The organism is Bifidobacterium thermophilum, assembly GCF_037482445.1.
GTDB classification, from domain to species: Bacteria; Actinomycetota; Actinomycetes; order Actinomycetales; family Bifidobacteriaceae; genus Bifidobacterium; species Bifidobacterium thermophilum_B.
The window spans coordinates 437,750-463,141 of sequence record NZ_JBBHLY010000003.1 but is presented as its reverse complement, the minus strand read 5'-3'; the positions used below and the strand labels follow the sequence as shown (position 1 = coordinate 463,141).

Genomic DNA, 25,392 nt, shown 5'->3' with positions numbered 1-25,392 from the left:
TGGGCATGATGGCGGCACTGACGGCGGCTCGCGACGGCGGCTCGGCCATTGGGACCATCAGGGGCGGAGCATCGGGTGCCGGTCACCGCGTTCCGGCGTTGCGGCGTTGCACGGTCGGTATCCGGTTGCAGTGCGATCAGTCAGGCACACGGCAACCAGATACCGCCCGTCAGGAACCTGCCGGAGCCGCAACCGGGCCGCTGTGTCACCGACCAATCACGCCACAGGCAGATACCCAGCCATCCGAACCGGAAGAAACCCATACCGGGCAGCCATGCAACCATCCAATCACACAACGGACGGATACCCCACCATCAAGCCCCGCCACACCAGTAACCAAGCCGCCATGTAACCCTACAGTCACACCCCGGGCAGATACCACCCTCAGCCCAAATCATCATCCCATACCAAGCCGCCACGTAACCCCGACAGTCACACCCCAGACGGATACTCAGCCACCGGATCCGGAAGAAACCCATACCGGACAGTCATGCAACCATCCAATCACACAACGGACGGATACCCCACCATCAAGCCCCGCCACACCAGCAATCAAGCCGCCATGTAACCCTACAGTCACACCGCGGGCAGATACACGCAAGCAGATACTGAAAAATCCCGCCATCCGCAACAGAAACGGATGACGGGATTCTTTGGTTTACCGTCCGGTCAGGTTACAGCCCGGCCGGGCGGCTCAACGCGACGCGAATCAGAACTCGCGGTTGGCGCGGTAGAACTTGATCAGGCCCTGGGTGGAGGCGTCCTGGGCGGCGAGCGCGTCGTCGTCCTTGGAAATCGCCGGGGTGATCTGCTTGGCCAGCTGCTTGCCGAGCTCGACGCCCCACTGGTCGTAGGAGTCCAGGCCCCACACCGTGCCTTCGACGAAGGTGATGTGCTCGTACAGGGCGATCAGCTCGCCGAGCGAGAACGGGGTCAGCGCCACACCGAAGATCGACGTGGTCGGGCGGTTGCCGGTGAACACGCGGGCCGGGACGATATCCTCAGGCGTGCCCTCGGCGCGCACCTCGTCAGCGGTCTTGCCGAACGCGAGCGCCTTGGTCTGCGCGAGGAAGTTGCCCAGGAACAGCTCGTGCACATCCTGGTCGCCGTCCTTGGTCGGGTTCGGGGTGTTGACGAACGCGATGAAGTCGGCCGGAATCAGCTGCGTGCCCTGGTGGATCAGCTGGTAGAAGGCGTGCTGGCCGTTGGTGCCCGGCTCGCCCCAGAAGATCTCGCCGGTGTCGGAGGTGACGGGGGTGCCGTCCCAGCGCACGGACTTGCCGTTGGATTCCATGGTCAGCTGCTGCAGGTACGCCGGGAAGCGGTGCAGGTACTGGTCGTACGGGAGCACCGCGTGGGATGCGGCGTGGAAGAAGTTGCGGTACCACACGTTGAGCATGCCGAGCAGCACGACCACGTTCTTGTCGAACGGGGTGTTGGCGAAGTACTCGTCGATCTCATGGAAGCCGTGCAGGAACTCCTCGAAGCGGGCCGGGCCGAAGACCACGGCGAGGGAGGTGCCGACAGCGGAATCCACGGAGTAGCGGCCGCCAACCCAGTTCCAGAAGCCGAAGGCATTGGACGGGTCGATGCCGAACTCCTCGACCTTCTCCAGGTTGGTGGAGACGGCGACGAAGTGCTTCTTGATGGCGTCGGCGTTCTGCGCGTCGGAACCGTCGATGGCACCCTTGGCCTTGAGCTCTTCGAGCAGCCAGGTGCGGGCTTCACGGGCGTTGGTCAGGGTCTCCAGCGTGGTGAAGGTCTTGGAGACGATGATGAACAGCGTAGTCTCCGGGTCGAGGCCCTTGGTCTTCTCGGCCAGGTCGTTCGGGTCGATGTTGGAGATATAGCGGGCGGAAATGCCGGCGTCAGCGTACGGCTTGAGCGCTTCGTACACCATGACGGGGCCCAGGTCGGAACCGCCGATGCCGATGTTGACCACGGTTTCAATCCTCTTGCCGGTGACGCCCTTCCACTCGCCGGAGCGGACCTTGTCGGCGAACGCGTAGATGCGGTCGAGCGTGTCACGCACATCCTTGACGACATCCTGGCCGTCGACGATGCACTTGCCCTCGTCCTCGACCGGGCGGCGCAGCGCGGTGTGCAGCACGGCGCGATCCTCGGTGTTGTTGATGTGCACGCCGGTGTACATGGCCTTGGTGCGCTCGTCAAGCTTGACGGCCTTGGCGAGGTCGGCGAACAGCTTCAGGGTTTCCGGCTTGATCAGGTTCTTGGACAGATCGAAGTGCAGGTCGCCGGCATCGAAGCTCAGCTGGTCCACACGGCTCGGATCCTCGGCGAACCACTTCTTGAGGCTGATGCCTTCGTTCTGCAGCTCGTCATAGTGCTTCTGCAGGGCAGCCCACTCAGGAGTCTTGGTGGCGTCAACTGGCGGATTGATGGCCATACTTGGTCCTTTCTTGATAATCGAAGCGATGCCGTCCATGCGGGCGCGGCCGGCGCACGGCGAGCGCACGACCGACCGCGGCACAGGAATGACATCGTTTGCTTCCAAGTGACAAGATACTCACAAAATAGGACAGAACCGGACGCTGCAAGCGGTGCCCGGCGGGTGCACGTCACAGCAGCTCGTCGTGGCCTTCCTGCCGCAGGTGGGCCACCATGTTCTTGACCTCCTGGCTGCGGGCGCGCGGCGCGACCAGCAGGGCGTCCGGCGTGTCCACCACGACCATGTCGTTCACGCCGAGCAATGCAATCGTTCGCCCTGCGGCGGGCACCACCACGTCGCCGGCGGAATCGATATAGGACACGTTCTCGCGATCGCCCAGGATCTTGATGTTCTGCTGATTCGCGCTCGGCAGCAACGCGGCGACGGAATTGAAATCGCCGATATCGTCCCAGCCGAAATCACCCGGGATCATCGCCACGCCGCCCTGCACGCTCAACGGCTCGGCGACCGCGTAATCGAACGCGATCTTCTCGATGCCCGACCAGTGCGTCGCCATCGCCTCGTCGACCGCGTCCCCGCCGACGAGGTACGCGTCCGCGATGGCCGAAATCGCATCGTACATCCGCGGCTTGTATTCACGCAGGTGGCCGAGCAGCACATCCGCGCGCATCACGAACATGCCGGCGTTCCAACGGTATTCGCCGGTGGACAGGTACGCCTGGGCGGTCGCGGCATCGGGTTTCTCGACGAACCGCTCGACCAGACGAGCGCTCGGGGCCTCGGGCACGTCCGCGGCCAGGGAACGGCCCTGATGGATGTAGCCGAACGCCGTGGAGGGGCGGGAGGCGGCGATGCCGATGGTCGTCACATAGCCGGCGCGCGCCGTGGCGACGGCCTCACGGACCGCGCGGGCAAAGGAGGCCGCGCCACGAATCACGTGGTCCGCTGCGAACGACCCCACCACGACACGCTCGCCGTGACGGCGAGCCAACACGGCGGCGGCGAGGCAGATCGCGGCGGTTGAATCACGCGGCACCGGTTCGGCGAAGATGTCGTTGCCATCAAGCTGCGGCAGTTGCTCGCGAATCGCCGCGACATGACGCCAACCCGTGCTCACCGTGACATGGCCTCGCCCGGCAACACGCTCCAGCCGGTCATAGGTGGACTGGATCAGCGTACGACCCTGCCCGAGCAGGTCGTACAGGAATTTCGGCTTGGCCTCGCGGCTCAGCGGCCACAGGCGGGTTCCCGTGCCGCCGGCTGGAATCACTGCGTAGAAATCCTGATTTTCGTTCGCTTCCGCGCATCCGCTCAGCGACTGCGGCTCCTGCCGTTCCGCCGCCGCGCCAGGAGTGTCTTGCGGTTCATCGTGCTGTGCATTCTGTGCATTCGCGTCGATCATGCTGCTCATGGCTCCATTGTGGCACAAGCGTATGGCACAGGGATATGGCACATGCTTATGGCACTGCGAGGCCAAGAACGGAATGCCCGCAGAACGGCGAAAATCTCAAATCTCATTCGCGCAGCCGCCTGCGCGAGTCGCTGAGGATTTTCCGAACAATCGCTCGGAATCGAGGCTCGGACGAGGGACATTGGGGCTTTTGCATTGCATCCGGGCAATCGGAGTTGGGTCTCCAGGACGGAAGAGGTACTGGAGCGTACGGCATGAGACGGGACATGCCGGGCTCAAAGGCGTGACCTTCGGCTTCGTTTCGGCCGTCCGACGCTGTCATCCGACGCGTCGTGCCTGCCGGGCGTGGGAGTTTATCCCGGTATCGGCATATGTGCGGTGATGTCCCGGCCTGGTGTGGGAGTTTGTCGAATAATCGGTGGGTTGGTGGTGATGTCCCGGGTTTTCGTGGGAGTTTATGGCGGATGCGTGGATTCGCCGGTGTTCTCCCGGTTTTGGCTTTTTGGTCGGTTTTTCTGAATCGCGGATTTCCAACGTTCCTGTTGGGAGATTATCCGCTGGGTGCCTGGTTCGTGCAGAACTCCCGTGGCTTGTGTGGGAGTTTATGCGCGTTTCGGGCGGATCCGGCACTTCTCCCGGAAGCATCCCGGCCTCCGGGCACTGCCCGACCGACAAACCGCAGACGATTCAGCGTTCTTTCGGCATATCGGAACCGGGTGTATAGGGAAAATCGTGGTGCTTTGGACTTCGTTCTTTGGGAGCGTATAAGCCGACAAGTGTTCCAACGCCGGCGCCCCATAGCTCGCAAACCGTGTCTCACACCTTCTGCCGACGCTGAGGGACGTCTCAGCGTCGGTAGAAGCGGAACAATGACCTTCTTGCCGACGCCGGGTGTGCCGTGAGCGTCGGCAGACGCAGACCGGCGGCACAACATCCCTATCTCTCGGACTCTTGAGATTATCTCGTTGTTCCCCGTCGTTGCATACCCGCCGCCGGACACGCCCGTTGGCCCACATCCCAGTTTGGCCGACACCCCTGCATGCCAAACGCGACAAAACAAGAACGGCACGCCCGCAGACGTGCCGTACCGGAGCCACTTGACAGAATCGAACTGTCGACCTGCTCATTACGAGTGAGCCGCTCTACCGACTGAGCTAAAGTGGCGTGTTGCCCGAGAAACATACGCTTCCCGCGCACAAGACCATCACTATAACGGAAACCATGGATTTTGCAAAATCGACGGTGTTGTCGCAACGATTCCACTTGGCATCAGCCCTGAGACAATCATCACGACCGTTCTGCCGATGCCGAAGACACGTACACCAGTGCGCGCGAAGGGACTTGAACCCTCACGACAAAGTCACAGGAACCTAAATCCTGCGCGTCTACCAATTCCGCCACGCGCGCGACCCGTCCAATGTACCACCCGCCCAAGCCAGCTGCATCAGGACGCCAGCATCCGCGGAATTCCAAGCGAAACACGCCGGCATACAACGGCACGACGATTAGCGGCGCCCCAAACCGCACGACATCCGGACGTACGGCCGGAATCATGCCGGCAATGGCTGACCATACGAATCCCTCTGCGCGCACAGCGAAACACGATGATAAATCACCACCTGCAAACGATAGCGTGAGTACTTGCGCAGGCACCCTCGCCGAATACCGGGATGCCCGCGATTGCAATGATAGAAACGTTGTCACTCCCCGATTGATTACGCAATCATTTCGTAAAGTTACCGTGAAATCAGCCTTCCGTTCATGCAACTGATCCGCCGGGCAGGTATATTCATGATTGCGCGATTCATGCGCACTGCCAGACAATCCCGACACATCCAACCATCATCAATCGAGAAAGGAAGGACAGACCATGACTGAGCAAATACTCAGAATGGATTCGACGCTCGCCGCGCTCGACCGACTCATGTCGGAAGACAGCGACAACGACGATGATCATGAGGAGGCCTAACAGCCTCCTCATTGTTTTTCCTGCCGTTTCAGCCATCTCAGACTTTCCGGTCTTTCCAGCACTTTCAGCTTTCCAACCGTTTCGGCCATTTCGGCCTTTCCAACCGTTTCAGCCATTGCTTCAGGCTTTCTGCCAGCTGCCCCTCCCTTGCACGGCACAACAGCCGATCCGACACCGGAACCGTCAACCGCATCCGATGCTGCGCTCGAACCGGCATTATCAACTCGTCTTTTCCCAAGCGCATTCGGCACGTCCAGTTTTCGGCATGCCCAAGCTGCTCTGCCTGCACGGATTCCTGGGCATTCATTTGTCGCCCTGCGCACGCACCCTCGTGAACTTCCACACGCTCTCAGATACTCCTCGCATCCCCGGGCAAGTTCTCATCCGCGAGCCGACATAGAAACCGCATATGGCAATCATCCCCGCAGGCGTTGTGGACGCAGACGTGGCGCGGCGCGGGCTTGACTCTTCCGCGCGGCCGCTGGATTCGCGTGCGGCTTGTCGGTCAGGCAGTGCCCGGAGGCCGGGACGCTTCCGGGAGAAGTGCCGGATCCGCCCGAAACGCGCATAAACTCCCACACAAGCCACGGGAGTTCTGCACGAACCAGGCACCCAGCGGATAATCCCCCAACAGGAACGTTGGAAATCCGCGATTCAGAAAAACCGACCAAAAAGCCAAAACCGGGAGAACACCGGCGAATCCACGCATCCGCCATAAACTCCCACGAAAACCCGGGACATCACCACCAACCCACCGATTATTCGACAAACTCCCATATCCGCAAGTAATGGGCACCAAGTCGAACGACCAAAAACGCAGCCTACAGCAACACCTCGGCCACTATCTCCACACGCCCGCACGCGCGCACCACAACCCACCGCACGTCGCATCCGCATGAACCCCGCCTCCCCGCCGCGCGACGGACGCATCCCGCGCGCAGACGCCGCCGAATCCTATGATGAACAACATCACCATCCGTCAGGCATCGCAACATCGCAGGGAGGAAAGACGTGCACACACTCATCCAACCGGTCACCCTGCTGCTCATCATCATGGTGGGCTACGCGTTCAAACGGTTCGGGCTGTTCGGCCCGCGCGATTACCGGGTGCTGCAGACCGCGGAATTCGATCTCATCCTGCCCGGCGCCATCATCTACTCGTTCGCCACACAGCCGCATGACATCCGCCTGCTGTGGATTTCGCTCTTCGGTTTCGCCGCCGCCGCGATACCGCCCACGCTGATCTTCCTGTTCACCCGCCATCGCCCGGTCTCCCAGCGCGCCTTCGTCATGCTCAACGGCGCCGGATTCAACGTCGGTTGCTTCTGTTTCCCCGTATTGCAGGCGTTCTACGGGTCCGCGGCGTTGGTACCCGCCGCGATGTTCGACGTCGGCAACTGCGTCATGGTGGCCGCCGGGACGAATGTGCTCACCCAGACGCTGCTGCATATCGCGCCGGGGATGACACTTGCCGAGCAGCACGCGGGCGACGCGCCGACACTGCCCTACCGACGCCCGTCAGACCGGGACGCCAAACGACTCGCCCGACGCACGTTAGGGCGCCGTATCGCGCGCGGATTCGTCTCATCGGTGTCGTTCGACGTGTATGTGGCGATGATCGCGCTGATGATCGCGGGCGTCCGCATACCGTCCAGTATCGCCGATATCGCACAGCCTTTCGCCAACGCGAACTCGCTGTGCGCGATGCTCATGGTCGGCATGCTCATGGATGTGCCGGCCGGCCGTGCGGATGTCCGAGCCGTAGCTGAGGTGTTGTTGTGGCGGCTGCCGTGTGGCATCGCGTTCGCCGCAGCCGCTTGGTTCCTGCTGCCGTTCGGCACCGAGGTCCGGCAGGCGGTCGCGCTGTGTTGTCTCGCCCCGATTGCGGTGTTCTCCACGATGTTCACTGACAAGGTGCTTGGCAATGCCCGGCTTGCCGGGTTCTCGCTCGCGTTGACCGCGGTGGTGTCGTTGATGTTGATGACCGTCGCGCGGATGACGCTGCTCGGCTGAGTTCCCATGAGCCGCGGGGCACGTGCCTCCTACCGCGTCACCAGTTGCGCGATGGCCGGCACCAGGGCCTTCAACGCCTTGCCGCGGTGCGATATCGCGTTCTTCTCGTCGGCGCTCATCTCGGCGGACGTCAGCTCGGCATCACTACCCGCCGTCCTCGCAGGCTGATCATCCGGCACGAACAGCGGATCGTAGCCAAAACCGTGCTCGCCACGCGGCTCGCGAATGATCCTGCCGGGCATCTCGCCGATTTCCACATGGTCGGAGACAACCGGATGCAACCCGTCGGCATCCGCATCCGGCCCCGGCACGGCGAGCGCCGCCACGCAACGGAACCGGGCGCTGCGCTTGCCATCGGGAATGTCGGCAATCTGCTTGAGCAGCAGCTCGTTATTCGCCGCATCGTTGCCGTGCTCGCCGGCCCAGCGGGCGGACAGGATGCCCGGCGCCGCCCCCATCACGTCCACGATCAGTCCGGAATCATCGGCGATCGCCGGCATGCCGGAGCGTTGCGCGACAAACCGCGCTTTGAGCAGCGCGTTCTCCTGGAAGGTGACGCCGGTCTCGACCGGGTCGGGCAATCCAAGCGAACCCGCAGAAACGAGTTCGATGGGCTCGCCGGCGAGGTCTTCGGCGAGAATCCGCCGGATTTCCGCGAGTTTGCCTTCATTGTGCGAGGCGACGACGATGGTGAGCGTCATGGGGTTTCCTTTCATCGGCTATCAATACAGGCTGCCGGCATGGTCCGGCACGATAATGGTCCGACGCAACTCCGAGGTCAGGCCGGCGCGGGACCGCACACCGGCGACGCCGAGCAGCGCTCAGTCCTGGGCGAGCGCCGCTGCCTGGGCGGCTTGCAGTTCGCGATTGCCCTTTTCGGCGAGGTCGAGCAGAATGCCGAGTTCGGCGCGCGTGAACGGGCGATGCTCCGCAGTGCCCTGGATCTCGATGAACGCGCCGGATCCGGTCATGGCGACGTTCATGTCGGTCATCGCCTTGCTGTCCTCCACGTACGGCAGGTCAAGCATCGGCTTGCCGTCGATCACGCCGACGGATACGGCAGACACCGCGTCCTTGATCACCTTGTCGGCGGATTTGATATGTCCGTTCTTCTCAGCCCACCGCAACGCGTCGACAAGCGCGACATACGCACCGGTGATCGACGCCGTGCGCGTGCCGCCGTCCGCTTGCAGAACGTCACAATCCAGCTGAATCTGGTTCTCTCCCAACGCTTTCATATCGATGACGCCGCGCAGACAGCGCCCGATCAGACGGCTGATTTCATGGGTGCGCCCGCCGATCTTGCCTTTGACGGATTCGCGGTCGGTGCGCTCGGATGTGGCGCGCGGCAGCATCGCGTATTCGGCGGTCACCCAGCCCAGCCCGCTGTCCTTGCGCCAACGCGGCACGGACGGCGTGAATGTCGCCGTGCACATGACGCGCGTATGCCCGCATTCGATGAGTACCGACCCCTCCGGCGGTTCGGTGAAATGCCGGGTGATGCGCACCGGGCGCAATTCGTTGACTTTCCGCCCGTCAGCGCGCGTGAGGTCCATATCGACCTCCAAAGCGAGCCTGGATTGCATGTCGCCGTTGATTTCCTTGGTCTCGTTCCCGCGCGCCGAATCCGCCTGTGTCATGTCTGCCTCGTGTTCCTTCGTATGTTGCCGGCCCTACCGGCGGTACGCTCTCAACCTAGCACAGCGCAACGCCGGCATGTCGGGGTCCATCGCCGCGCGGCACCACTCACTGCGAGAGCAGCAGCGGCTTGTCAGGAAGGATCCGGTCAATGAGGAACACGGCGAGCGCGACCAGCAGGAAGCCGACCGCGAGTCCCACGATATTGACGATGAACTGGCTCCACCCCAACTGCCCCAGATCGATGAACGTGTACGGGTACGGGTTGCCGCCGACCGACGGACCCGAATGCGGCCACAGTTGCGCGCGAATCACGACGAACGCGAGATAGATCGGGAAATACCCCATCCAGCTGAGTACATAGCTTGGCTTGAACCGCCGATGCGGGTCGAACAGCAGGAAATCGACCACAGCCATGACCGGCGCGATGCGGTGGAGCATCGTATTGGTCATGATGCCGAGCACTTGGGGCACATAATGCGGGTCGTCCGGCGGCATGAGCAGGAACGCGACCAGCGCGGTGATGATCGCGTACACCGTAAGACACCCTTTGAGCCATGCGGACGGCTGGATGCCTTTGAGCAGGCTCGCCGCCCCGGACCACAGCATGACGATGCCAAGCATGACCCCGGTCTGGAACGTGAAATACACCCACCGGTTGGGAATCGTCCACGCCTCGTATGTGCCGACGAAGCACAACGCGGCGATCGCCAGACGCCAGATACCCGCAATGAATCTCATACCGCCAGCTTACGCCGTGAACACGCCGGCGATACGCACCACAATGCGCAATACCCTGCGCACGACAATCCCGCCCGATGATGCTTGCACGGCGACTTTCGTCGGACTACGCTATCCGGCAATAGGCAGAATCACAAGAAGGACATATCATGGTTGATTATTCCCCGGCATTGATGACCGACATGTACGAGTACACCATGCTGGACGCCGCGCTCAAGGACGGGACCGCGGACCGCCCATGCGTCTTCGAGATCTTCACCCGGCACTTGCCGGAAGGCCGCCGCTACGGCGTACTCGCCGGCACCGGGCGTATTCTTGACGCACTCGAGCACTTCCACCTGGACGACGAGGACCTCGCATTCCTCGCGGACCGCAGAATCGTGAGCAAGGAAACACTTGACTGGCTCAAGGACTTCCGGTTCACCGGCTCGATCAAGGGCTACCGCGAAGGCGAAATGTTCTTCCCGAACTCCCCGGTCCTGCAGGTCGAAGGCACCTTCGGCGAATGCACACTGCTCGAAACCCTCCTGCTGTCCATTCTCAACTATGATTCCGCCGTCGCATCCGCCGCCTCCCGCATGGTCAGTGCTGCCAAGGACCGTCCCTGCATGGATATGGGCGGGCGGCGCACCAACGAATGGGCTGCGGTGGCGGCGGCGCGCGCGGCGGTCGTCGGCGGCTTCCAAGGCACCGCGAACCTGCTCGCCGCACAGCTGTACGGTCTCAAGGCCATCGGCACGGCCGCCCACTGCTTCACCCTCGTGCACGACAGCGAGCGCGAGGCCTTCGAATCCCAGATCAACGCGCTCGGCAAAGGCACCACGCTGCTGGTCGACACGTACAATATCGAGGAAGCCGTCAAAACCGCGGTCGAAGTCGCCGGCCCCGACCTCGGCGGCGTGCGCATCGACTCCGGCGATCTGGCCGCAATGGCGCAACGCGTGCGCAACGAGCTGGACGCCCTTGGCGCGACTTCCACAACCATCACCGTCACCAACGACCTCGACGAATATGCGCTCGCCGCGTTGCAGACCGCGCCGGTCGACTCCTATGGCGTGGGCACGATGCTGGTCACCGGTTCCGGAGCCCCGACCTGCGCGATGGTATACAAGCTGACCGAACGCGAGAACGCTGACGGCGTCATGGAGCCGGTCGCCAAGAAATCCAAGGATAAGGCGACCGTGCCGGGGCGCAAGCTCGCCTACCGCTCGTATGAATACAATCTCGCCGATTGCGAGCACGTCATCTCCGGGTCCGAAAGCAAGCTGGCCGGATTCCACGCGCCCGAGGATTGGAAGGACCTGCTCGTGCAGTATGTGGACCACGGCGAGATCAACCATGACTACCAGGGCCATGACGCGATCGTCAACGCGCACAACTACCGTGCGAAGGCCTTGGCGGAGCTGCCGATCACCGCGCAGAGCCTGATGAAGGGCGACCCGGCGATCCCGACCGAGACGACGGTGCTGTAAGCCGCTTTGGCCGCCGCCGCAAGACGGTCTCGGCGCATGGACGCCACACAGTGATGGGCCGGCAACTGGAACGTTGATTCGCGTTCCGACTGCCGGCCCATCACATTCGCAATCGAGCACATTCCCGGTCGGGCGCGGTTCACTCGCCCCCGTTGCCGGCGCCGCCCATCATCTGCTCGTAGATGCGCTTGCATTCCGGGCATACCGGATACTGGGACGGATCATGCTTCGGCACCCAGATCTTGCCGCACAGCGCGACCACCGGCCGACCGGTCAAACGGGACTGCTCCATGCGGCGCTTGGACACATAATGCGCGAACCGGTCCGCATCGCCGTCATCGGTCCCCTTGAGCTTCTCCTCTGCCTGCGGACGCTCCAGCACAGCCGTGCCGGTCGCGGAATCCGGGTTCGACAGCGGGGAGACCGCCTCATCCGCGTCCCGTGCGACCAGGCCGGCCGTCCACGACGCCTCCGGCGAACCCCACACGGCCGTGTTCCCGCTGTTCCCCGGTTGCACACCATACTCGTTCATCAGTTGCCACCTTCCGCCTGACTCTCAAACCATTGCATTGTCCCACCATCATAGCCGCGCCGCATATCCGGCGTCGGCAACGCGCCAGGCATGCCCGCCCGGGGCATTCCCGCGGAGACGACGCGGTACGCTTATGGTATGACTATCGCAGTATGCCCCGGCTCGTTCGACCCGGTAACAGCCGGACATCTTGACGTAATCCGCCGCTGTTCACGCTTCTTCACGCAAGTGCATGTCGTGGTGGCGGTCAACGCCGCGAAAACACCGATGTTTTCCGAGCACACCCGGGTCGACATCATCCGTCAGGCCCTCGGCGGCGCATGCGACAACGTGACCGTCGCCTCCACCGACGGTCTGATCACCGACTATTGCAAGAAGGTCGGCGCCACGGTCATCGTCAAGGGCCTGCGGCAGAACGGGGATTACGAGGCGGAACTCGGCATGGCGCTCGTCAACCGCAAACTCGCCGGCGTGGAAACCCTGTTCCTGCCCGCCGACCCCGTGCTGGAACATATCTCCAGCTCCGTGGTCAAGGATGTCGCGCGCCATGGCGGCGATGTGACGGGCATGGTTCCCGATTGCGTGATCCCCCTGCTCGAACGCGCCCTGGCCGACGAGCAAGGTCCCCGCAGACGCGACATATGAAAAAGGTGACACCGCCGGACGCCGTATCGTCACGGTGACGCGGCATCGCCTACGATAGGAACGACACAGCGAACGACACACCCGCCACGGCATAGGCTCCGACACGCGCATCATGTGGCAGGGCCATCGAGGTCTTAGGTAAGGAGAGAGCATGACAGGCAGCGAAGCCGGCAGCGCCAACGATCCGCGCAATCCGAACGATCCGAACGATGCCGTGGGAACCGGCACCAGCCAGGTTCCCACGCACACGGCAGCGGCCGCGGCCCCGGCCACAAGCGAGGCCACAGGTGAGGCTGATGCCATAAGCGAACGCCTCGATGACCCTACGGCATCCACCGCGTATGATCCCGGTGACACGCAGCCGCAGGAACCCGCAGCGACCGGCGACACCAGGCGCGACTTCGACATGTCGGCACTCCCCGATCTGCGCGACCCCGCCAGCCGCGGCGGCGCCGATGACAGCCCCGAACCGGCCGGCCGCCCCGGCGTGGCACGCGGCAGCGATGACGGGTATTCCGACGCCGAACACCAGAGCCGCGCCGAATTCACCACCGTCTACGACATCCTCGACTCGCTTGAACGCCAGCTCGACGAGGCGAAAAGCAGCATCTTCACCCCCTCGCAGGTGAGGATCGACCGCAACGAGTTCGCCGCCCAGCTCGACGAGCTCAAAGACATGCTTCCGGTCCAGCTTGAACGCGCCTCCGCACTCATGCGTGAAGCCGAACGGCGGCTCGAGAACGCGCAGACCCAGGCGAACGCCGTCATCGCCTCGGCGCAGAGCCAGGCGGCCGGCATCATCCACGACGCCCAGGAACAGGCGCAATTCCTTGCCGGGCAGGACAACATCACCACCATCGCCAGGCAGAAAGCGCGTGCTATCCTCGACCAGGCACAGACCAAAGCCGACAAACTCACCAGCGGCGCCAACCAGTACTGCACCGACGTCATGCAGGGCCTGCAAGACCAGCTTGACAAGCTCAGCCAGGACGTGCGCGGCGGACTGACCGTGCTCGACCAGCGCGAACGCGAGGCGAGCGGACGGCTCGACCATATCCAACCAGATGACTATCCGGAGGCTTGACATGACACGTCCAGAAGATTCGCCATGGGCGGTACCCGTGGCACAAGTCGCTTCACGGCCGGGGCAGAGCACCGACGTCAACGCGGACTTCCCCGCGCCGAGCGGGATCGGCGACAGCATCGTCGGCGTCACGCAGGGTAAGCCCATCCATGTCGACGGCGCTTTCGATTCCATAGTCGACGGGCTGGTGTTCCACGCGCATATCACCGCCCCGGTCCACGCGGAATGCACCCGCTGCCTCACCCCGTTGCAACGCGACTGGGGTACGGACGTCACGGCGTTCTTCCCCTATGACGGCACGGCGGACGACCAGGACGACGACACCGACATCATCGCCGGCGAGGAGGAGTCCGAGGATTCCTACCCGTTGAGCCCGGACGGGTGTTTCGCCGACCTGGAGGCCCTGCTGCGCGACACCTTCGCCGAGACGCTGCCCATGCAGCCGCTGTGCAAGCCCGACTGCAAGGGCCTGTGCCCGCAGTGCGGCATCAATCTCAACGAGCATCCCGACCACCGGCACGACACCACGGATATCCGATTCGCCTCCCTCGCCGGGCTCAAGGAGCAGCTGGAACGCGAGTCGAAGGCCAAGTGAGGGGCGCCATGCCGCTTCCGATGGACGTTGTACGAGCTATGCGGTACAATTCTGAACGCTTAAGCTCAATCGTTCGAACGAAATAGAGGAATACACCATGGCACTGCCTAAGTACAAGACCTCGCGCGCCAATACGCATTCGCGTCGCGCGAACTGGAAAGCGTCTGCCGCGCAGACCGTCACCTGCCCGAACTGCGGCGCCCCGACGCTGCCGCACGTGGCTTGCCCGAACTGCGGCTCCTTCCGCGGCCGCGTCTACCGCAACGCCATCCAGTCCGCTCACACCAACTGAGCGGTCGGACAGCTGATTACCCAGTAATCCAGAACCCTGCCATCGACGGGTGGCAGGGTTCTGTCATATCCGCGCCCGTGCATCATGCCCCGGCAACCCACAGCGATATCGCAGCAGCCGCTATGATGGGTATACGGTTTCGTCACGGGGGGATACACACCATACCCGAACCGTGCGGATCGCGGACTTCAGGCATCCTGCCGACTACCGCCTGTCAGCGGCCGTCAGCAGAACACCGGAAGCCGCTCACAGGCGTTACGCCCCCGGCGTAGCGCCAGGACAACAACCACAATCGCGAGGCATACATGACTTCCAACGCTGACGGCACGACATCACAGCACCATCATCACGGCAAACGCCACCATTCCGCGCCGGCGCACGCCGACGAGACCCGCACCGGCGCAATCCAGGCCGCCGGCGGGCAACGGCATCGCATCGGCGTGGTGCGGCAGGAACAACCCGACCAGCTGCCCACGCAGAAACTGCTCGACGCGCTCGGCACGACCATCAGCCCCGAGCTGCTGGTCCAGGCGCTGACACACCGTTCGTTCTCCCACGAGCACCCGGGCGCCCCCAATTATGAACGGCTCGAATTCCTCGGCGACGCCGTACTGGAACTCGTCTCCACAGAGACCCTGTTCCAGGCGCACCCGGATATGACCGAAGGGCAGCTTGCGAAGATGCGCGCGAAAGCGGTTTCCGAGGAGTCCCTGTCAGCCGTTGCACGCGAGAAGCTCCACGTAGGCCCGTTCATCCTCCTGGGCCATGGCGAGGCGGAATCCGGCGGGGCGGACAAGAGCTCGATTCTGTGCGATATCGTCGAATCGCTGATCGGTGCGACCTTCGTCGAGCACGGCATCGAGGGCGCGCGCCAAGTCGTGCACCGTCTGGTAGACGACACACTCAAGGAGGTCGCGACCGAAGGCCCGGCCCTCGACTGGAAGACCTCGCTGACCGTGCTCGCCCACCAGATGGGGCTGGCCGACCCGGAATACCGCATGTCGGTCAGCGGCCCGGAATACGCGCAACAGTTCACCGCGCGAGCGATCCTGCCCGGTGGGTATGGCAAGCGCTGGACGCTGCCGTTACACGATGAGACCGGCGCCATCGCCCAGGAAGGCGAGGACCCGCTGCTGGGCGTCGGGAGCGGCTCCAGCAAACGCAAGGCCCAGCTCGCCGCAGCCAAGCAGGCGTGGCATACGCTCAAGCAGCGCGAGCGTGACTACGGGCGCATGCGGGCCCACGCCGACAGCACCAACAGTGTCGGTACCGCCGGCTCCTCCGGCAGCGAAGACACAACCGACAGCGAAGACACAACCAGCGACGCGCAAGCCTAGCCTTGGACGGAATCGTCGCGGCACCACAACCATCATGTGGTCTGCTCGGCGATTATCTCGCCACAGGCGATTACGATAAGACCAATACGAGCTATCGGCCTGCCGAACCGTCACAAGCGGGACAGGCGGCACAGGAGCCTCACCCGGCTGCGCCCCACCAGGAGCGCCGCCATAGCGGAGCACCAACACACATACGCACACATGAGAGGGATCATGGCTACACCAACGCCACTTCAGGCATTCAGCGGCGTGCCTAAGGCACCCGCAACGGAGAAACAGTCCATCGTCGACGGTGAGAAGATGACCGGCGCACAGGCGCTGGTCCGTTCGCTGGAGGATCTGGGTGTCAAGGACGTGTTCGGCATCCCCGGCGGAGCCATCCTGCCTGTCTACAACGCCATCAACGAGCACACCAAGTTCCGTTTCGTGCTCACCCGCCACGAGCAGGCCGCGGGACACGCGGCCGAAGGCTACGCCGTGGCGACCGGCAAGGTCGGCGTGTGCATCGTCACTTCCGGCCCGGGCGCGACGAACGTGGTCACCGCCATCGCGGACGCGAACATGGATTCCATCCCCATGGTCGTCATCACCGGTCAGGTGGGTGTGGGCGCCATCGGCACCGATGCGTTCCAGGAGGCCGATATCGTCGGCATCACCTATCCGGTCGCCAAGCACTCCTACCTGGTGACGAACGCGCAGGATGTCCCCCGCGTGCTCGCAGAAGCGTACTATATCGCCAGTTCCGGTCGCCCCGGCCCGGTGGTCGTCGATCTGACGAAGACCGCGCAGACGCACGAGATGTACTACTCGTGGCCGCAGCGGCTGATTTTGCCGGGCTATAGCCCCACCACCAAGGCGCATGGCCACGTGCTGTCGGATGCGGCAAAACTGTTCTCGCAGTCCTACCGTCCGGTGCTGTATGTGGGCGGCGGCGCGGTCCGCTCCAATGCGGGCAAGCAGATCAAGGAGCTTGCCGATCTGACGGGCGCGCCGATTGTCACCACCCTGCCCGCTCGCGGCATCGTGCCGGATTCTGATCCGAAGGTGCTGGGCATGCTCGGCATGCACGGCACCATCGCCGCCACCGGCGCGGTACAGCGTTGCGACCTGCTGGTTGCCATCGGGTCGCGTTTCTCCGACCGTGTGACCGGTCGGCTTGATTCCTTCGCTCCTGCCGCCCGCGTCATCCATATCGATATCGACCCGGCGGAAATCGGCAAGAACCGTCAGCCTGACGTGCCGATCGTCGGCGACGTGGCCGAAGTGCTCAACGACCTGATCCCCGAGATCAAGCGTCAGCAAGCCATCCACAGCAAGCCGAACCTCAAGCCGTGGTGGGCGCAGATCAACGAGTGGCGGGAGAAATACCCGACCACGTATGACGAGCCGCAGGACGCGCCGGTGGACGGGTCGCTCTCCCCGCAGTGGGTTGTCGAGCAGCTGTCCAAGAACGCCGATCCCGAGACCATTTGGGTCGCCGGTGTCGGCCAGCACCAGATGTGGGCGTCGCAGCTTATCGACTTCGAGCATCCGCATTCGTGGATTTCCTCCGGTGGTCTGGGCACGATGGGCTTCGGTCTGCCCGCCGCGATTGGCGCGAAGGTCGGCTCACAGCGCGAATTCAACGGCCGTAAACCGGTGTGGCTCATTGACGGCGACGGCAGTTTCCAGATGACATCCGAGGAATTGGCGACCGCGCTGCTCGACCATACGCCGATCAAGATCGCGATCATCAACAATTCCGTGTACGGCATGGTCCGCCAGTGGCAGACGCTGTTCTTCGACCATCATTATTCGGCGACGAGCCTGAACGATGGCGAGAACCGCGACGATATCGTGGATGTGCCTGATTTCGTGAAGCTCGCCGAAGCCTACGATTGCGTCGGCATGCGCGCGTTTACCAAGGACGAGGCCCTTGAGGCGATCAAGAAGGCCAACGAGATCAACGACCGTCCGGTCCTGATCGACTTCCGTGTCTGGAAGGACGCGATGGTGTGGCCGATGGTCCCGGCCGGCGCCTCGAACGACGAGGTCGCGTACCGTCCCGGCGTCCGCCCGCTGCTCAGCCCGGCAGCCCAGGCGAAGGCCGCGGCCGGCAACACCGGCAAGTCGGTCGCCGCAGCGGATGCAGCGTGAGGCACGGCAAGGAAGGCATCGAGGTTTAGAGGAGTCATCATGGCAAACTATCCCGCATCACAGCCCGGTTCCGAGCGTCATACCCTGTCCGTGCTGGTCGAAAACCGTCCTGGCGTGCTCGCGCGCGTGGCCGGTCTGTTCGCCCGTCGCGCGTTCAACATCAACTCGCTGTCCGTTTCGCCTACGGAACGGCCGGACATCTCCCGTATCACCGTGACCGCCGATGTCGAGGCGGTACCGCTGGAGCAGATCATCAAGCAGCTCAATAAGCTGCTGCATGTGTTGAAGATCGTCGAGCTGGATCCGAACAACACGGTCGAGCGCGAACTTGTGCTCATCAAGGTCAGCGCCGACGAATCCAACCGTTCCGACGTGCTCGAGATCGTGCGCCTGTTCCGCGTGCGCGTGGTCGACGTGAACCCGGAGTCGCTGACCATCGAGGCGACCGGCGCGGAAGGCAAGATCGACGCGCTGCTCGGCCTGCTCGAGCATTACGGTGTGATCGAGCTGGTCCGTTCCGGCGCGGTCGCGGTGACCCGCGGTCCGAAGGCGCTGAGCGAGAAGGTCATCGGTTCGGAGATCACCGGCCGCTGACAGTCCGCGCGTTTACGATACTGCCCCGTGAAATCACGGGGCAGTATCGTAAGAAAGACGGCCGTAAAGGTGGCCGTTTGGGGTCGGTCAGCCTTCGAGCTCTTCAGACAGTTCCAGCCATTCGGCCTCGAGCCCGTCCTTCTCGTCCGTCACTGCGTTGAGCTGCGTGTTGAGCTCGTTGAGTCCGGCGAAATCACTGGGGTCGTGCGCGACCATCTTCGCCTCGATGTCGGCGCGTTGTTCCTCGAGTTTCGCGAGTTTGCGCTCGATGGCGGAGACGCGCTTGGACACCTGGTGGAATTCCTTGCCGCCCAGTTTATGCGCTTGCGGTTTCGTCTGGCCGTCGTCTGCGGCTTGTGCGTCGGGCCGCTCAGCGTCGGTCTTGCCGTTGCGCCCGTTGTTCTCGGTTCCGACAATAGCCGACCAATCGCCGTCCTTGCGGGCCTGCTCGACCATCTCGAGGTAGTCGCCGACGCCGCCGGGCAGATGCCTGACTTTGCCGCCGATCAACGCGAACTGTTCGTCGGTGACGCGTTCCAGCAAGTACCGGTCGTGCGAGACGACGATCAGCGTGCCGGGCCAGGTATCGAGCAGATCCTCCATGACCGCGAGCATATCGGTGTCCAGGTCGTTGCCCGGCTCGTCGAGGATGAGCACGTTGGGCTCGTCGAGCAGGATCAGCAGCAGCTGCATGCGGCGCTTCTGGCCGCCGGACAGGTCCCTGATCGGGGTCATGAGCTGTGCGGAGGAGAAGCCGAGCCGTTCCATGAGCTGGCCCGGGGTGACTTCCTTGCCGTCGACGATGTAGCTGGGCTTGTACCGGCTGAGCACTTCCTTGATCTTGTACTTGCCGAGCTTCTCGAGTTCGTCGAGCCGTTGCGAAAGCACTGCGAATTTTACGGTTTTGCCGATGTTGACCCGCCCGCATGTCGGGGTGAGGGTGCCGTCGATGATCTTCAGCAGCGTGGATTTGCCGGCGCCGTTCGCGCCGACGATGCCGAAGCGGTCGCCCGGGCCGATCAGCCAGGTCACGTCGTCAAGGATCTTGCGCCCGGATACGGTCACGGTACGTGCGGCTGCGGTATCAATCGCCGGCGTCTGGTCCTCGTCTCGCATATCGGACACCTGCGTGGACGCTTCGCGCGCCCCGGTGCCGGGAATCGGCGCGTCCGGGTCGACGGACAGCTGGACCGAACCGGTGATGACCGGCTCGGCGTACAGCGGCGGGACCACATCCACACGCCCGGAGGCCGCGGTGACCGCCGCTGCATCGGCATCGAGCCGCCGCTCGTCATCCTGCGAGTAGATCTGCGTCACGTCGATCAGATCGACGACCTGCTTGCCCAGCCGGGATGTCGCCATCTGCTTCAATTCCAGCGTGTTGCGCATCGGCGGCACATCGGCGATGAGCTCACGTGCCTGTTTCACGTGGAACTTCTGTTTGGTCGAACGCGCCCTCGCGCCGCGGGACAACCATGCGAGCTCCTTGCGTGCGAGGTTGCGACGACGTTCCTCGCGCACATCGGCCTGGCGGTCGCGTTCCACGCGCTGCAGCATGTACGCGCTGTACCCGCCTTCGAAGGGGTCGATCAGCCCGTCATGCACTTCCCACATCGATTCGCATACCTCGTCGAGGAACCACCGGTCGTGGGTGACCAGCAGCAGCGCGCCCTGCCCGGAAGCCCAGCGGTTCTTCAGATGTTCCGCCAGCCAGTGAATCGTCACGACGTCAAGATGATTGGTCGGCTCGTCCAGCGCGAGGATATCCCAGTCCTTGAGCAGCAGACGGGCAAGATCGGCGCGACGGCGCTGACCGCCGGACAACGAACCGACTTTCGCGTCAAGGCTCATCCCCCCGAGCAACGCCTCGACGATTTCGCGCGATGACGTGTCTGACGCCCATTCGTAATCCTCGCGCCCCTCGAGAGCCGCCTCGCGCAGCGTCGCGTTGTCGTCAAGCGGATCGCGCTGCCTGAGCATGCCGAACGTGAGCCCGTTGCGGGTGATTACACGCCCGGAATCAGGCTGCTGTTCCCCGGAAAACAGACGCAGCAGCGTAGATTTGCCGTCGCCGTTGCGCCCGACGATACCGATGCGATCGCCTTCGAATACCCCTTGCGTCACATCGGTGAAGATGGTTTTCGTAGCGAACGAGAGCGAAACGTGTTCCAGTCCAAGATCATAAGTCGGCATAATGCCACCATCGTATCGCCCGGCATAGGCAGCGCAGACGGCGCATAAACGGCCGGTTCAAGCCTGGACCGCGGCAACGTGCCGCAAGGTCCCTGCACTCACCGCCCGCGCAGAGACTGGATATACGTGTTGCACCGTGCCGCGAAGCCGGAGAACACCTGGTCGGCCAAGGGCTGCAGCTGCGGGTCGTATTCGGCGAAATCGTCGCGAATCTTGGCGATCTGCGACTTCTTCATCCCCTCGGTCATGGTCGGCTCGGACAGCCATTCATCGAGCAGCGTGGCCGTGACCTCCAGATGGAACTGCAATCCCAAGGCCGAGCCGGCCCGGAAAGCCTGGTTCTTCGTCATCGCCGACCGTGCGAGCAGTTGGGCGCCTTCCGGCAGGCCAACCACGTCGTTATGCCAGTGCAACACGTTGAGTTCCTTGCCCCACATGGAGAAGTAATCATGCTTGTCAACGCGCTTGATCGGCGCGAAGCCGATTTCCGGTTCCTTGCCGTGGCAGAGTTTCGCGCCCAGCGCCCCGGCGATGATCTGATGGCCCAGGCAGATGCCCAGCACCGGCTTGCCGACGCTGATCGCGGCTCGCGCGAGCTTCTCCTCCGCCTTGAGCCCCGGGTATTTGTCGTAGTCCTGAGCGCCCATGGGCCCGCCCATGATCACCACACCCGCAAGCTCCTTGAAATCCGGCAGGTCGGGCTTCTTTTCCTTGACGATGTTGACGGTCTGCGTGGGGATCAGCAAGTCCTCAAGGCTATCCAAAATGCGTCCCGGCTTTTCCCACGGGACGTGCTGCACGATAAGCACTTCTGGTTGCGTCATACACACCATTGTGGCATTGCCTATGTAAACATGTGGACATGCGACCGGTTTTGTCTGGCAAATCGAATACGCTCATGGGTATGGGAAACGTCGAAGAACCGCAGAATTCCAACATTTCCAGCGTGCCGCAACTCGCTGAAGCCGCCGCCGGGCTGAATCTGTATGACACCGCCTCGCATGCCGTGTCACCGTTCAGGCCGATCCGTCCGGGACATGTGGGGATCTACGTGTGTGGCGCCACGGTGCAAAGCTCCCCGCATATCGGGCATATCCGCGCGGCCGTCGCCTTCGACATCGTCCGCCGTTGGATGCTGCGTCTGGGCTATGACGTGACCTTCGTGCGCAACGTGACCGACATTGACGACAAGATCCTTGACAAGGCCGCCGCCGCAGGCCAGCAGTGGTGGGCACGCGCGTACTACTATGAGCGCGAGTTCACCCGCGCCTACGATACGCTCGGCGTGCTGCCGCCTACGGTCGAGCCGCGTGCGACCGGGCATATCCCCGACATGGTCGAGCTCATCGAGCGGATCATCCGCAACGGGCACGCCTACATGGTGAGGGATGCCGACGGCAACCCGACCGGCAACGTGTATTTCGACGTGGCGAGCTGGCCGTATTACGGCGAACTGACGCACCAGAAACAGGGTGCCGTCGAGGCCGATGAGGCCGCGGCGGTCGCCGATCGCATGGGGCCGAGCGTGGATGCGGCGGGCAACGACAAATACAATCCCGTTGACCCGGCCGACGCCTCCCCTGACAAGCACGATCCCCGTGATTTCGCGCTGTGGAAGGCGCCGAAAGCCACCGATCCGCAGGATGCGCGCTGGGCGACCCCGTTCGGTGTGGGGCGTCCCGGTTGGCATATCGAGTGCTCCGCGATGAGCCACCGGTATCTGGGCGAAGCGTTTGACATCCATGGCGGCGGGCTTGATCTGCGCTTCCCGCACCATGAGAACGAGATGGCGCAGACCCGGGCGGCCGGCTGGAATTCCGCCGCACGCTGGATGCATTCGGCGTGGGTGACCGCCAAGGGCGAGAAAATGTCCAAATCCTTGGGCAACGGGCTGTCTGTGCCGGCGGTGCTCGCCGAGCACAGCGCGTGGGTGGTGCGCTACGCGCTCGGATCCGTGCAATACCGGTCGATGCTCGAATGGTCCGACCAGACACTCACCGAGGCGCAGGCCGCATTTGAGCGCGTGAGCAACTTCATCGAACGCGCCGGCGCCGCCATCGGCGGTCAGCCGTCCCGTGAGGAGATCACCGCGGTGGGCGCCGATCAGCTGCCTGCCGATTTCGTCAGCGCAATGAACGACGACATCAACGTATCCGGCGCCATCGCAGCGGTGTTCAGCATGATTCGTTCCGGCAATACGCTGCTGTCGCAGGTCGAGGATCATGCCGACGCTACGGTACAGGCGCGTGTGCGCGAGGCCTTGGTGTCGGTGCGCGCGATGCTCGACACGCTCGGGCTCGACCCGCTGGCCGAACCATGGGCCGGTGCCGGCGACGGCGGGGATTCCAAGGCCTCTGACGCGCTCGACGCTCTGGTTTCCGAGCAGCTTCAGGCCCGTCAGGCCGCCCGCGCCGCGAAGGATTTCGCGAAGGCCGACGCGATTCGCGACGGACTCGCGGCGGTCGGCATCGCCATCGAGGACACGCCTTCCGGCTCGACCTGGTCGCTCAAGTAACGCAAATAGCGCTCTGAGCTCGCCCATTTTTGCCGACGGTGACCCACTCACCGTCGGTAGAAGCGGGTGGGCGCGGGTGGCGGTTTTTCCCGCATCACGGCTAGACTGGTACGCATTATGGCAGCATTTAGTTCTTTGACAGACCGGCTCTCGAATGCCTTCAAGCATTTGAGAAGCAAAGGCAAGCTTTCCGAGGCGGATATCGACGGCACCATCCGCGAAATCCGCCGTGCGCTCCTCGACGCCGACGTGTCGCTGGAAGTCGTCCGCTCCTTCACCGCGCATGTGCGCGAACGCGCGCTGAGCGAGGAAGTCTCGCAGGCGCTGAACCCGGCCCAGCAGGTCGTGAGGATCGTCAACGACGAATTGACGGCGATCCTCGGCCAGGGTGTCGACCGTCCGCTGAATTTCGCGAAAAACCCGCCGACGATCATCATGCTCGCCGGCCTCCAGGGTGCCGGTAAGACCACACTCGCCGGCAAGCTCGGCTACTGGCTCAAGGACGCGGGCCACACCCCGCTGCTGGTCGCCGCCGATTTGCAGCGCCCGAACGCGGTCACCCAGTTGCAGGTGGTCGGCGAACGCGCCGGTGTGCCGGTATACGCCCCCGAGAAGGGTGTGCAGTCGGACGGCGGCGAAGCGGTCGCGGCCCCCGGGCAGACCACCGGCGACCCGGTGAAGGTTGCGCGAGATTCCATCGAATTCGCCAAGCGCAAGCTGTACGACGTCGTCATCATCGATACCGCCGGCCGTCTGGGCGTCGACGAGGAGCTCATGAAGCAGGCGCGCGATATCCGCGACGCCGTGCATCCCGACGAGATCCTGTTCGTCATCGACGCGATGATCGGCCAGGACGCGGTCAAGACCGCAAAGGCATTCGACGAGGGCGTGGACTTCACCGGCGTGGTCCTGTCCAAGCTCGATGGCGATGCCCGCGGCGGTGCCGCCCTGTCGGTCGCCAGCGTGACCGGCAAGCCGATCCTGTTCGCCTCCACCGGCGAGGGGCTCAAGGATTTCGAGGTCTTCCACCCCGATCGCATGGCGTCCCGCATCCTCGACATGGGCGATATCCTCACGCTTATCGAACAGGCGCAGAAGCAGTTCGACGAGCAGCAGGCGCGCGAGGCGACCGCCAAGATGTCCGAAGGCACCTTCGGGCTTGACGACTTCTTGGAGCAGTTGCAGCAGGTGCGCAAGCTCGGCCCGATGAAGAACCTGCTGGGCATGATCCCGGGCATGGCGGCCCACCGTCAGGCGTTGGAGCAGCTTGACGAGCATGAGATCGACCGTACCGAGGCGATCATCCGCTCGATGACCCCCGAGGAGCGTCGCAATCCGAAGATCATCGACGGCTCCCGCCGCGCCCGCATTGCCTACGGTTCGGGCAACACCGTGTCCGCCGTCAACGGCTTGCTAGAACGCTTTGAACAGGCGTCCAAGATGATGCGCCGCATGACCAACCGTGCCGGCATGGGCGGCATCCCCGGATTCGGCGGCCCCGGCGGCGGCAAGAAGAACAAGAAGGGCAACGGCAAGAAGAAGAAAGGTTCGAAGTCCGGCAACCCGATGAAGCGCGAGGCCGAGGAGAAGGCATTGCGGCAGCGGCTCGCCGGCGGCGGCAAGAGCTCCGGCGGTTCCGCATTCGCGAAGAAACCGCAGAATCCCGCGCTTCCGGCCGGATTACAGGAGATGATGGGTGAGAACGGCATGCCCGACCTGCCGCCGAATCTCGGCAAGGGATTGGGCGACCTGCTCGGCTGAGCCCCTGCCGGCGCACCGGCATCGGCCCGGCCGGCAGCCTTGCGGCATGCAACC

Annotated in this window: 19 protein-coding genes and 2 tRNA genes; 11 read left to right on the top strand and 10 right to left on the bottom strand. The window is 63.5% G+C overall.

All coding sequences use genetic code 11. From position 1 onward, the window contains the following. Nucleotides 1-709: 709 nt before the first annotated feature. From pgi to WD012_RS04555, 4 genes are all read right to left on the bottom strand, one after another. Nucleotides 710-2,407 carry a glucose-6-phosphate isomerase gene (gene pgi / locus WD012_RS04570; protein ID WP_339562572.1) on the bottom strand — a complete coding sequence of 566 codons (1,698 nt, stop codon included), beginning with the start codon at nucleotides 2,405-2,407 and terminating at the stop codon, nucleotides 710-712. A gap of 172 nt (nucleotides 2,408-2,579) precedes the next feature. Then, nucleotides 2,580-3,821 carry a mannose-1-phosphate guanylyltransferase gene (locus WD012_RS04565; protein ID WP_339562571.1) on the bottom strand — a complete coding sequence of 414 codons (1,242 nt, stop codon included), beginning with the start codon at nucleotides 3,819-3,821 and terminating at the stop codon, nucleotides 2,580-2,582. 1,091 nt (nucleotides 3,822-4,912) lie between these two features. After that, a tRNA-Thr gene (locus tag WD012_RS04560) sits at nucleotides 4,913-4,985 on the bottom strand. A 162-nt stretch (nucleotides 4,986-5,147) separates the two neighbouring features. Next, a tRNA-Leu gene (locus tag WD012_RS04555) sits at nucleotides 5,148-5,228 on the bottom strand. Nucleotides 5,229-6,801: 1,573 nt separating this feature from the next. Here WD012_RS04555 and WD012_RS04550 point away from each other — a divergent pair. Further along, nucleotides 6,802-7,803 (top strand): AEC family transporter, encoded by a 1,002-nt coding sequence (locus WD012_RS04550; protein ID WP_339562570.1) that lies wholly within the window; start codon nucleotides 6,802-6,804, stop codon nucleotides 7,801-7,803. A gap of 29 nt (nucleotides 7,804-7,832) precedes the next feature. Here WD012_RS04550 and rdgB read toward each other — a convergent pair whose 3' ends face one another. The 3 genes from rdgB to WD012_RS04535 form a co-directional block, all read right to left on the bottom strand. Continuing rightward, complete coding sequence (gene rdgB, locus WD012_RS04545) at nucleotides 7,833-8,504, bottom strand: RdgB/HAM1 family non-canonical purine NTP pyrophosphatase (protein ID WP_339562569.1); 672 nt, start codon at nucleotides 8,502-8,504, stop codon at nucleotides 7,833-7,835. Nucleotides 8,505-8,624: 120 nt separating this feature from the next. Further along, nucleotides 8,625-9,389 carry a ribonuclease PH gene (rph, locus tag WD012_RS04540; RefSeq protein ID WP_339562626.1) on the bottom strand — a complete coding sequence of 255 codons (765 nt, stop codon included), beginning with the start codon at nucleotides 9,387-9,389 and terminating at the stop codon, nucleotides 8,625-8,627. A 160-nt stretch (nucleotides 9,390-9,549) separates the two neighbouring features. Then, nucleotides 9,550-10,182, bottom strand: coding sequence for a Pr6Pr family membrane protein (locus WD012_RS04535; protein ID WP_339562568.1), 633 nt, complete (start codon nucleotides 10,180-10,182; stop codon nucleotides 9,550-9,552). Nucleotides 10,183-10,328: 146 nt separating this feature from the next. Between WD012_RS04535 and WD012_RS04530 the strand changes: the two genes are divergently transcribed. Next, nucleotides 10,329-11,654: a nicotinate phosphoribosyltransferase gene (locus WD012_RS04530; protein WP_339562625.1), complete on the top strand. Its 1,326-nt coding sequence runs from the start codon at nucleotides 10,329-10,331 to the stop codon at nucleotides 11,652-11,654. Between the two features lie 139 nt (nucleotides 11,655-11,793). Here the strand turns inward: WD012_RS04530 and WD012_RS04525 are convergent, their stop codons facing one another. Beyond that, entirely contained in the window at nucleotides 11,794-12,105 is a 312-nt protein-coding gene (locus tag WD012_RS04525; RefSeq protein ID WP_339562624.1) for a DUF3039 domain-containing protein, read from the bottom strand. A gap of 219 nt (nucleotides 12,106-12,324) precedes the next feature. Here WD012_RS04525 and coaD point away from each other — a divergent pair, with 219 nt between their 5' ends. The 7 genes from coaD (at nucleotide 12,325) to ilvN (ending at nucleotide 18,869) form a co-directional block, all read left to right on the top strand. Further along, entirely contained in the window at nucleotides 12,325-12,831 is a 507-nt protein-coding gene (gene coaD / locus WD012_RS04520) for a pantetheine-phosphate adenylyltransferase (protein ID WP_339562567.1), read from the top strand. 151 nt (nucleotides 12,832-12,982) lie between these two features. Then, complete coding sequence (locus tag WD012_RS04515) at nucleotides 12,983-13,915, top strand: ATP synthase subunit B family protein (RefSeq protein ID WP_339562566.1); 933 nt, start codon at nucleotides 12,983-12,985, stop codon at nucleotides 13,913-13,915. Nucleotide 13,916: 1 nt separating this feature from the next. Continuing rightward, nucleotides 13,917-14,510: a YceD family protein gene (locus tag WD012_RS04510; protein ID WP_339562565.1), complete on the top strand. Its 594-nt coding sequence runs from the start codon at nucleotides 13,917-13,919 to the stop codon at nucleotides 14,508-14,510. 97 nt (nucleotides 14,511-14,607) lie between these two features. Then, nucleotides 14,608-14,802, top strand: coding sequence for a 50S ribosomal protein L32 (gene rpmF / locus WD012_RS04505; protein WP_339562564.1), 195 nt, complete (start codon nucleotides 14,608-14,610; stop codon nucleotides 14,800-14,802). Between the two features lie 305 nt (nucleotides 14,803-15,107). After that, complete coding sequence (gene rnc, locus WD012_RS04500) at nucleotides 15,108-16,139, top strand: ribonuclease III (protein WP_339562563.1); 1,032 nt, start codon at nucleotides 15,108-15,110, stop codon at nucleotides 16,137-16,139. 213 nt (nucleotides 16,140-16,352) lie between these two features. Then, a complete protein-coding gene (locus WD012_RS04495; protein WP_339562562.1) occupies nucleotides 16,353-18,275 on the top strand; it encodes an acetolactate synthase large subunit in 1,923 nt (640 codons plus the stop codon). A gap of 39 nt (nucleotides 18,276-18,314) precedes the next feature. Further along, complete coding sequence (ilvN, locus tag WD012_RS04490; protein WP_015449836.1) at nucleotides 18,315-18,869, top strand: acetolactate synthase small subunit; 555 nt, start codon at nucleotides 18,315-18,317, stop codon at nucleotides 18,867-18,869. Nucleotides 18,870-18,956: 87 nt separating this feature from the next. Here ilvN and WD012_RS04485 read toward each other — a convergent pair whose 3' ends face one another. Next, nucleotides 18,957-21,062 (bottom strand): ABC-F family ATP-binding cassette domain-containing protein, encoded by a 2,106-nt coding sequence (locus tag WD012_RS04485; RefSeq protein ID WP_339562561.1) that lies wholly within the window; start codon nucleotides 21,060-21,062, stop codon nucleotides 18,957-18,959. A 98-nt stretch (nucleotides 21,063-21,160) separates the two neighbouring features. Next, entirely contained in the window at nucleotides 21,161-21,886 is a 726-nt protein-coding gene (locus tag WD012_RS04480; protein WP_339562560.1) for a type 1 glutamine amidotransferase, read from the bottom strand. A gap of 80 nt (nucleotides 21,887-21,966) precedes the next feature. On the opposite strand from WD012_RS04480, the gene cysS reads away from it, so the two are divergent. Further along, a complete protein-coding gene (cysS, locus tag WD012_RS04475; RefSeq protein WP_339562623.1) occupies nucleotides 21,967-23,577 on the top strand; it encodes a cysteine--tRNA ligase in 1,611 nt (536 codons plus the stop codon). Nucleotides 23,578-23,694: 117 nt separating this feature from the next. Then, nucleotides 23,695-25,338, top strand: a complete 1,644-nt coding sequence (gene ffh / locus WD012_RS04470) for a signal recognition particle protein (RefSeq protein ID WP_339562559.1) — start codon at nucleotides 23,695-23,697, stop codon at nucleotides 25,336-25,338. Nucleotides 25,339-25,392 lie beyond the last annotated feature (54 nt).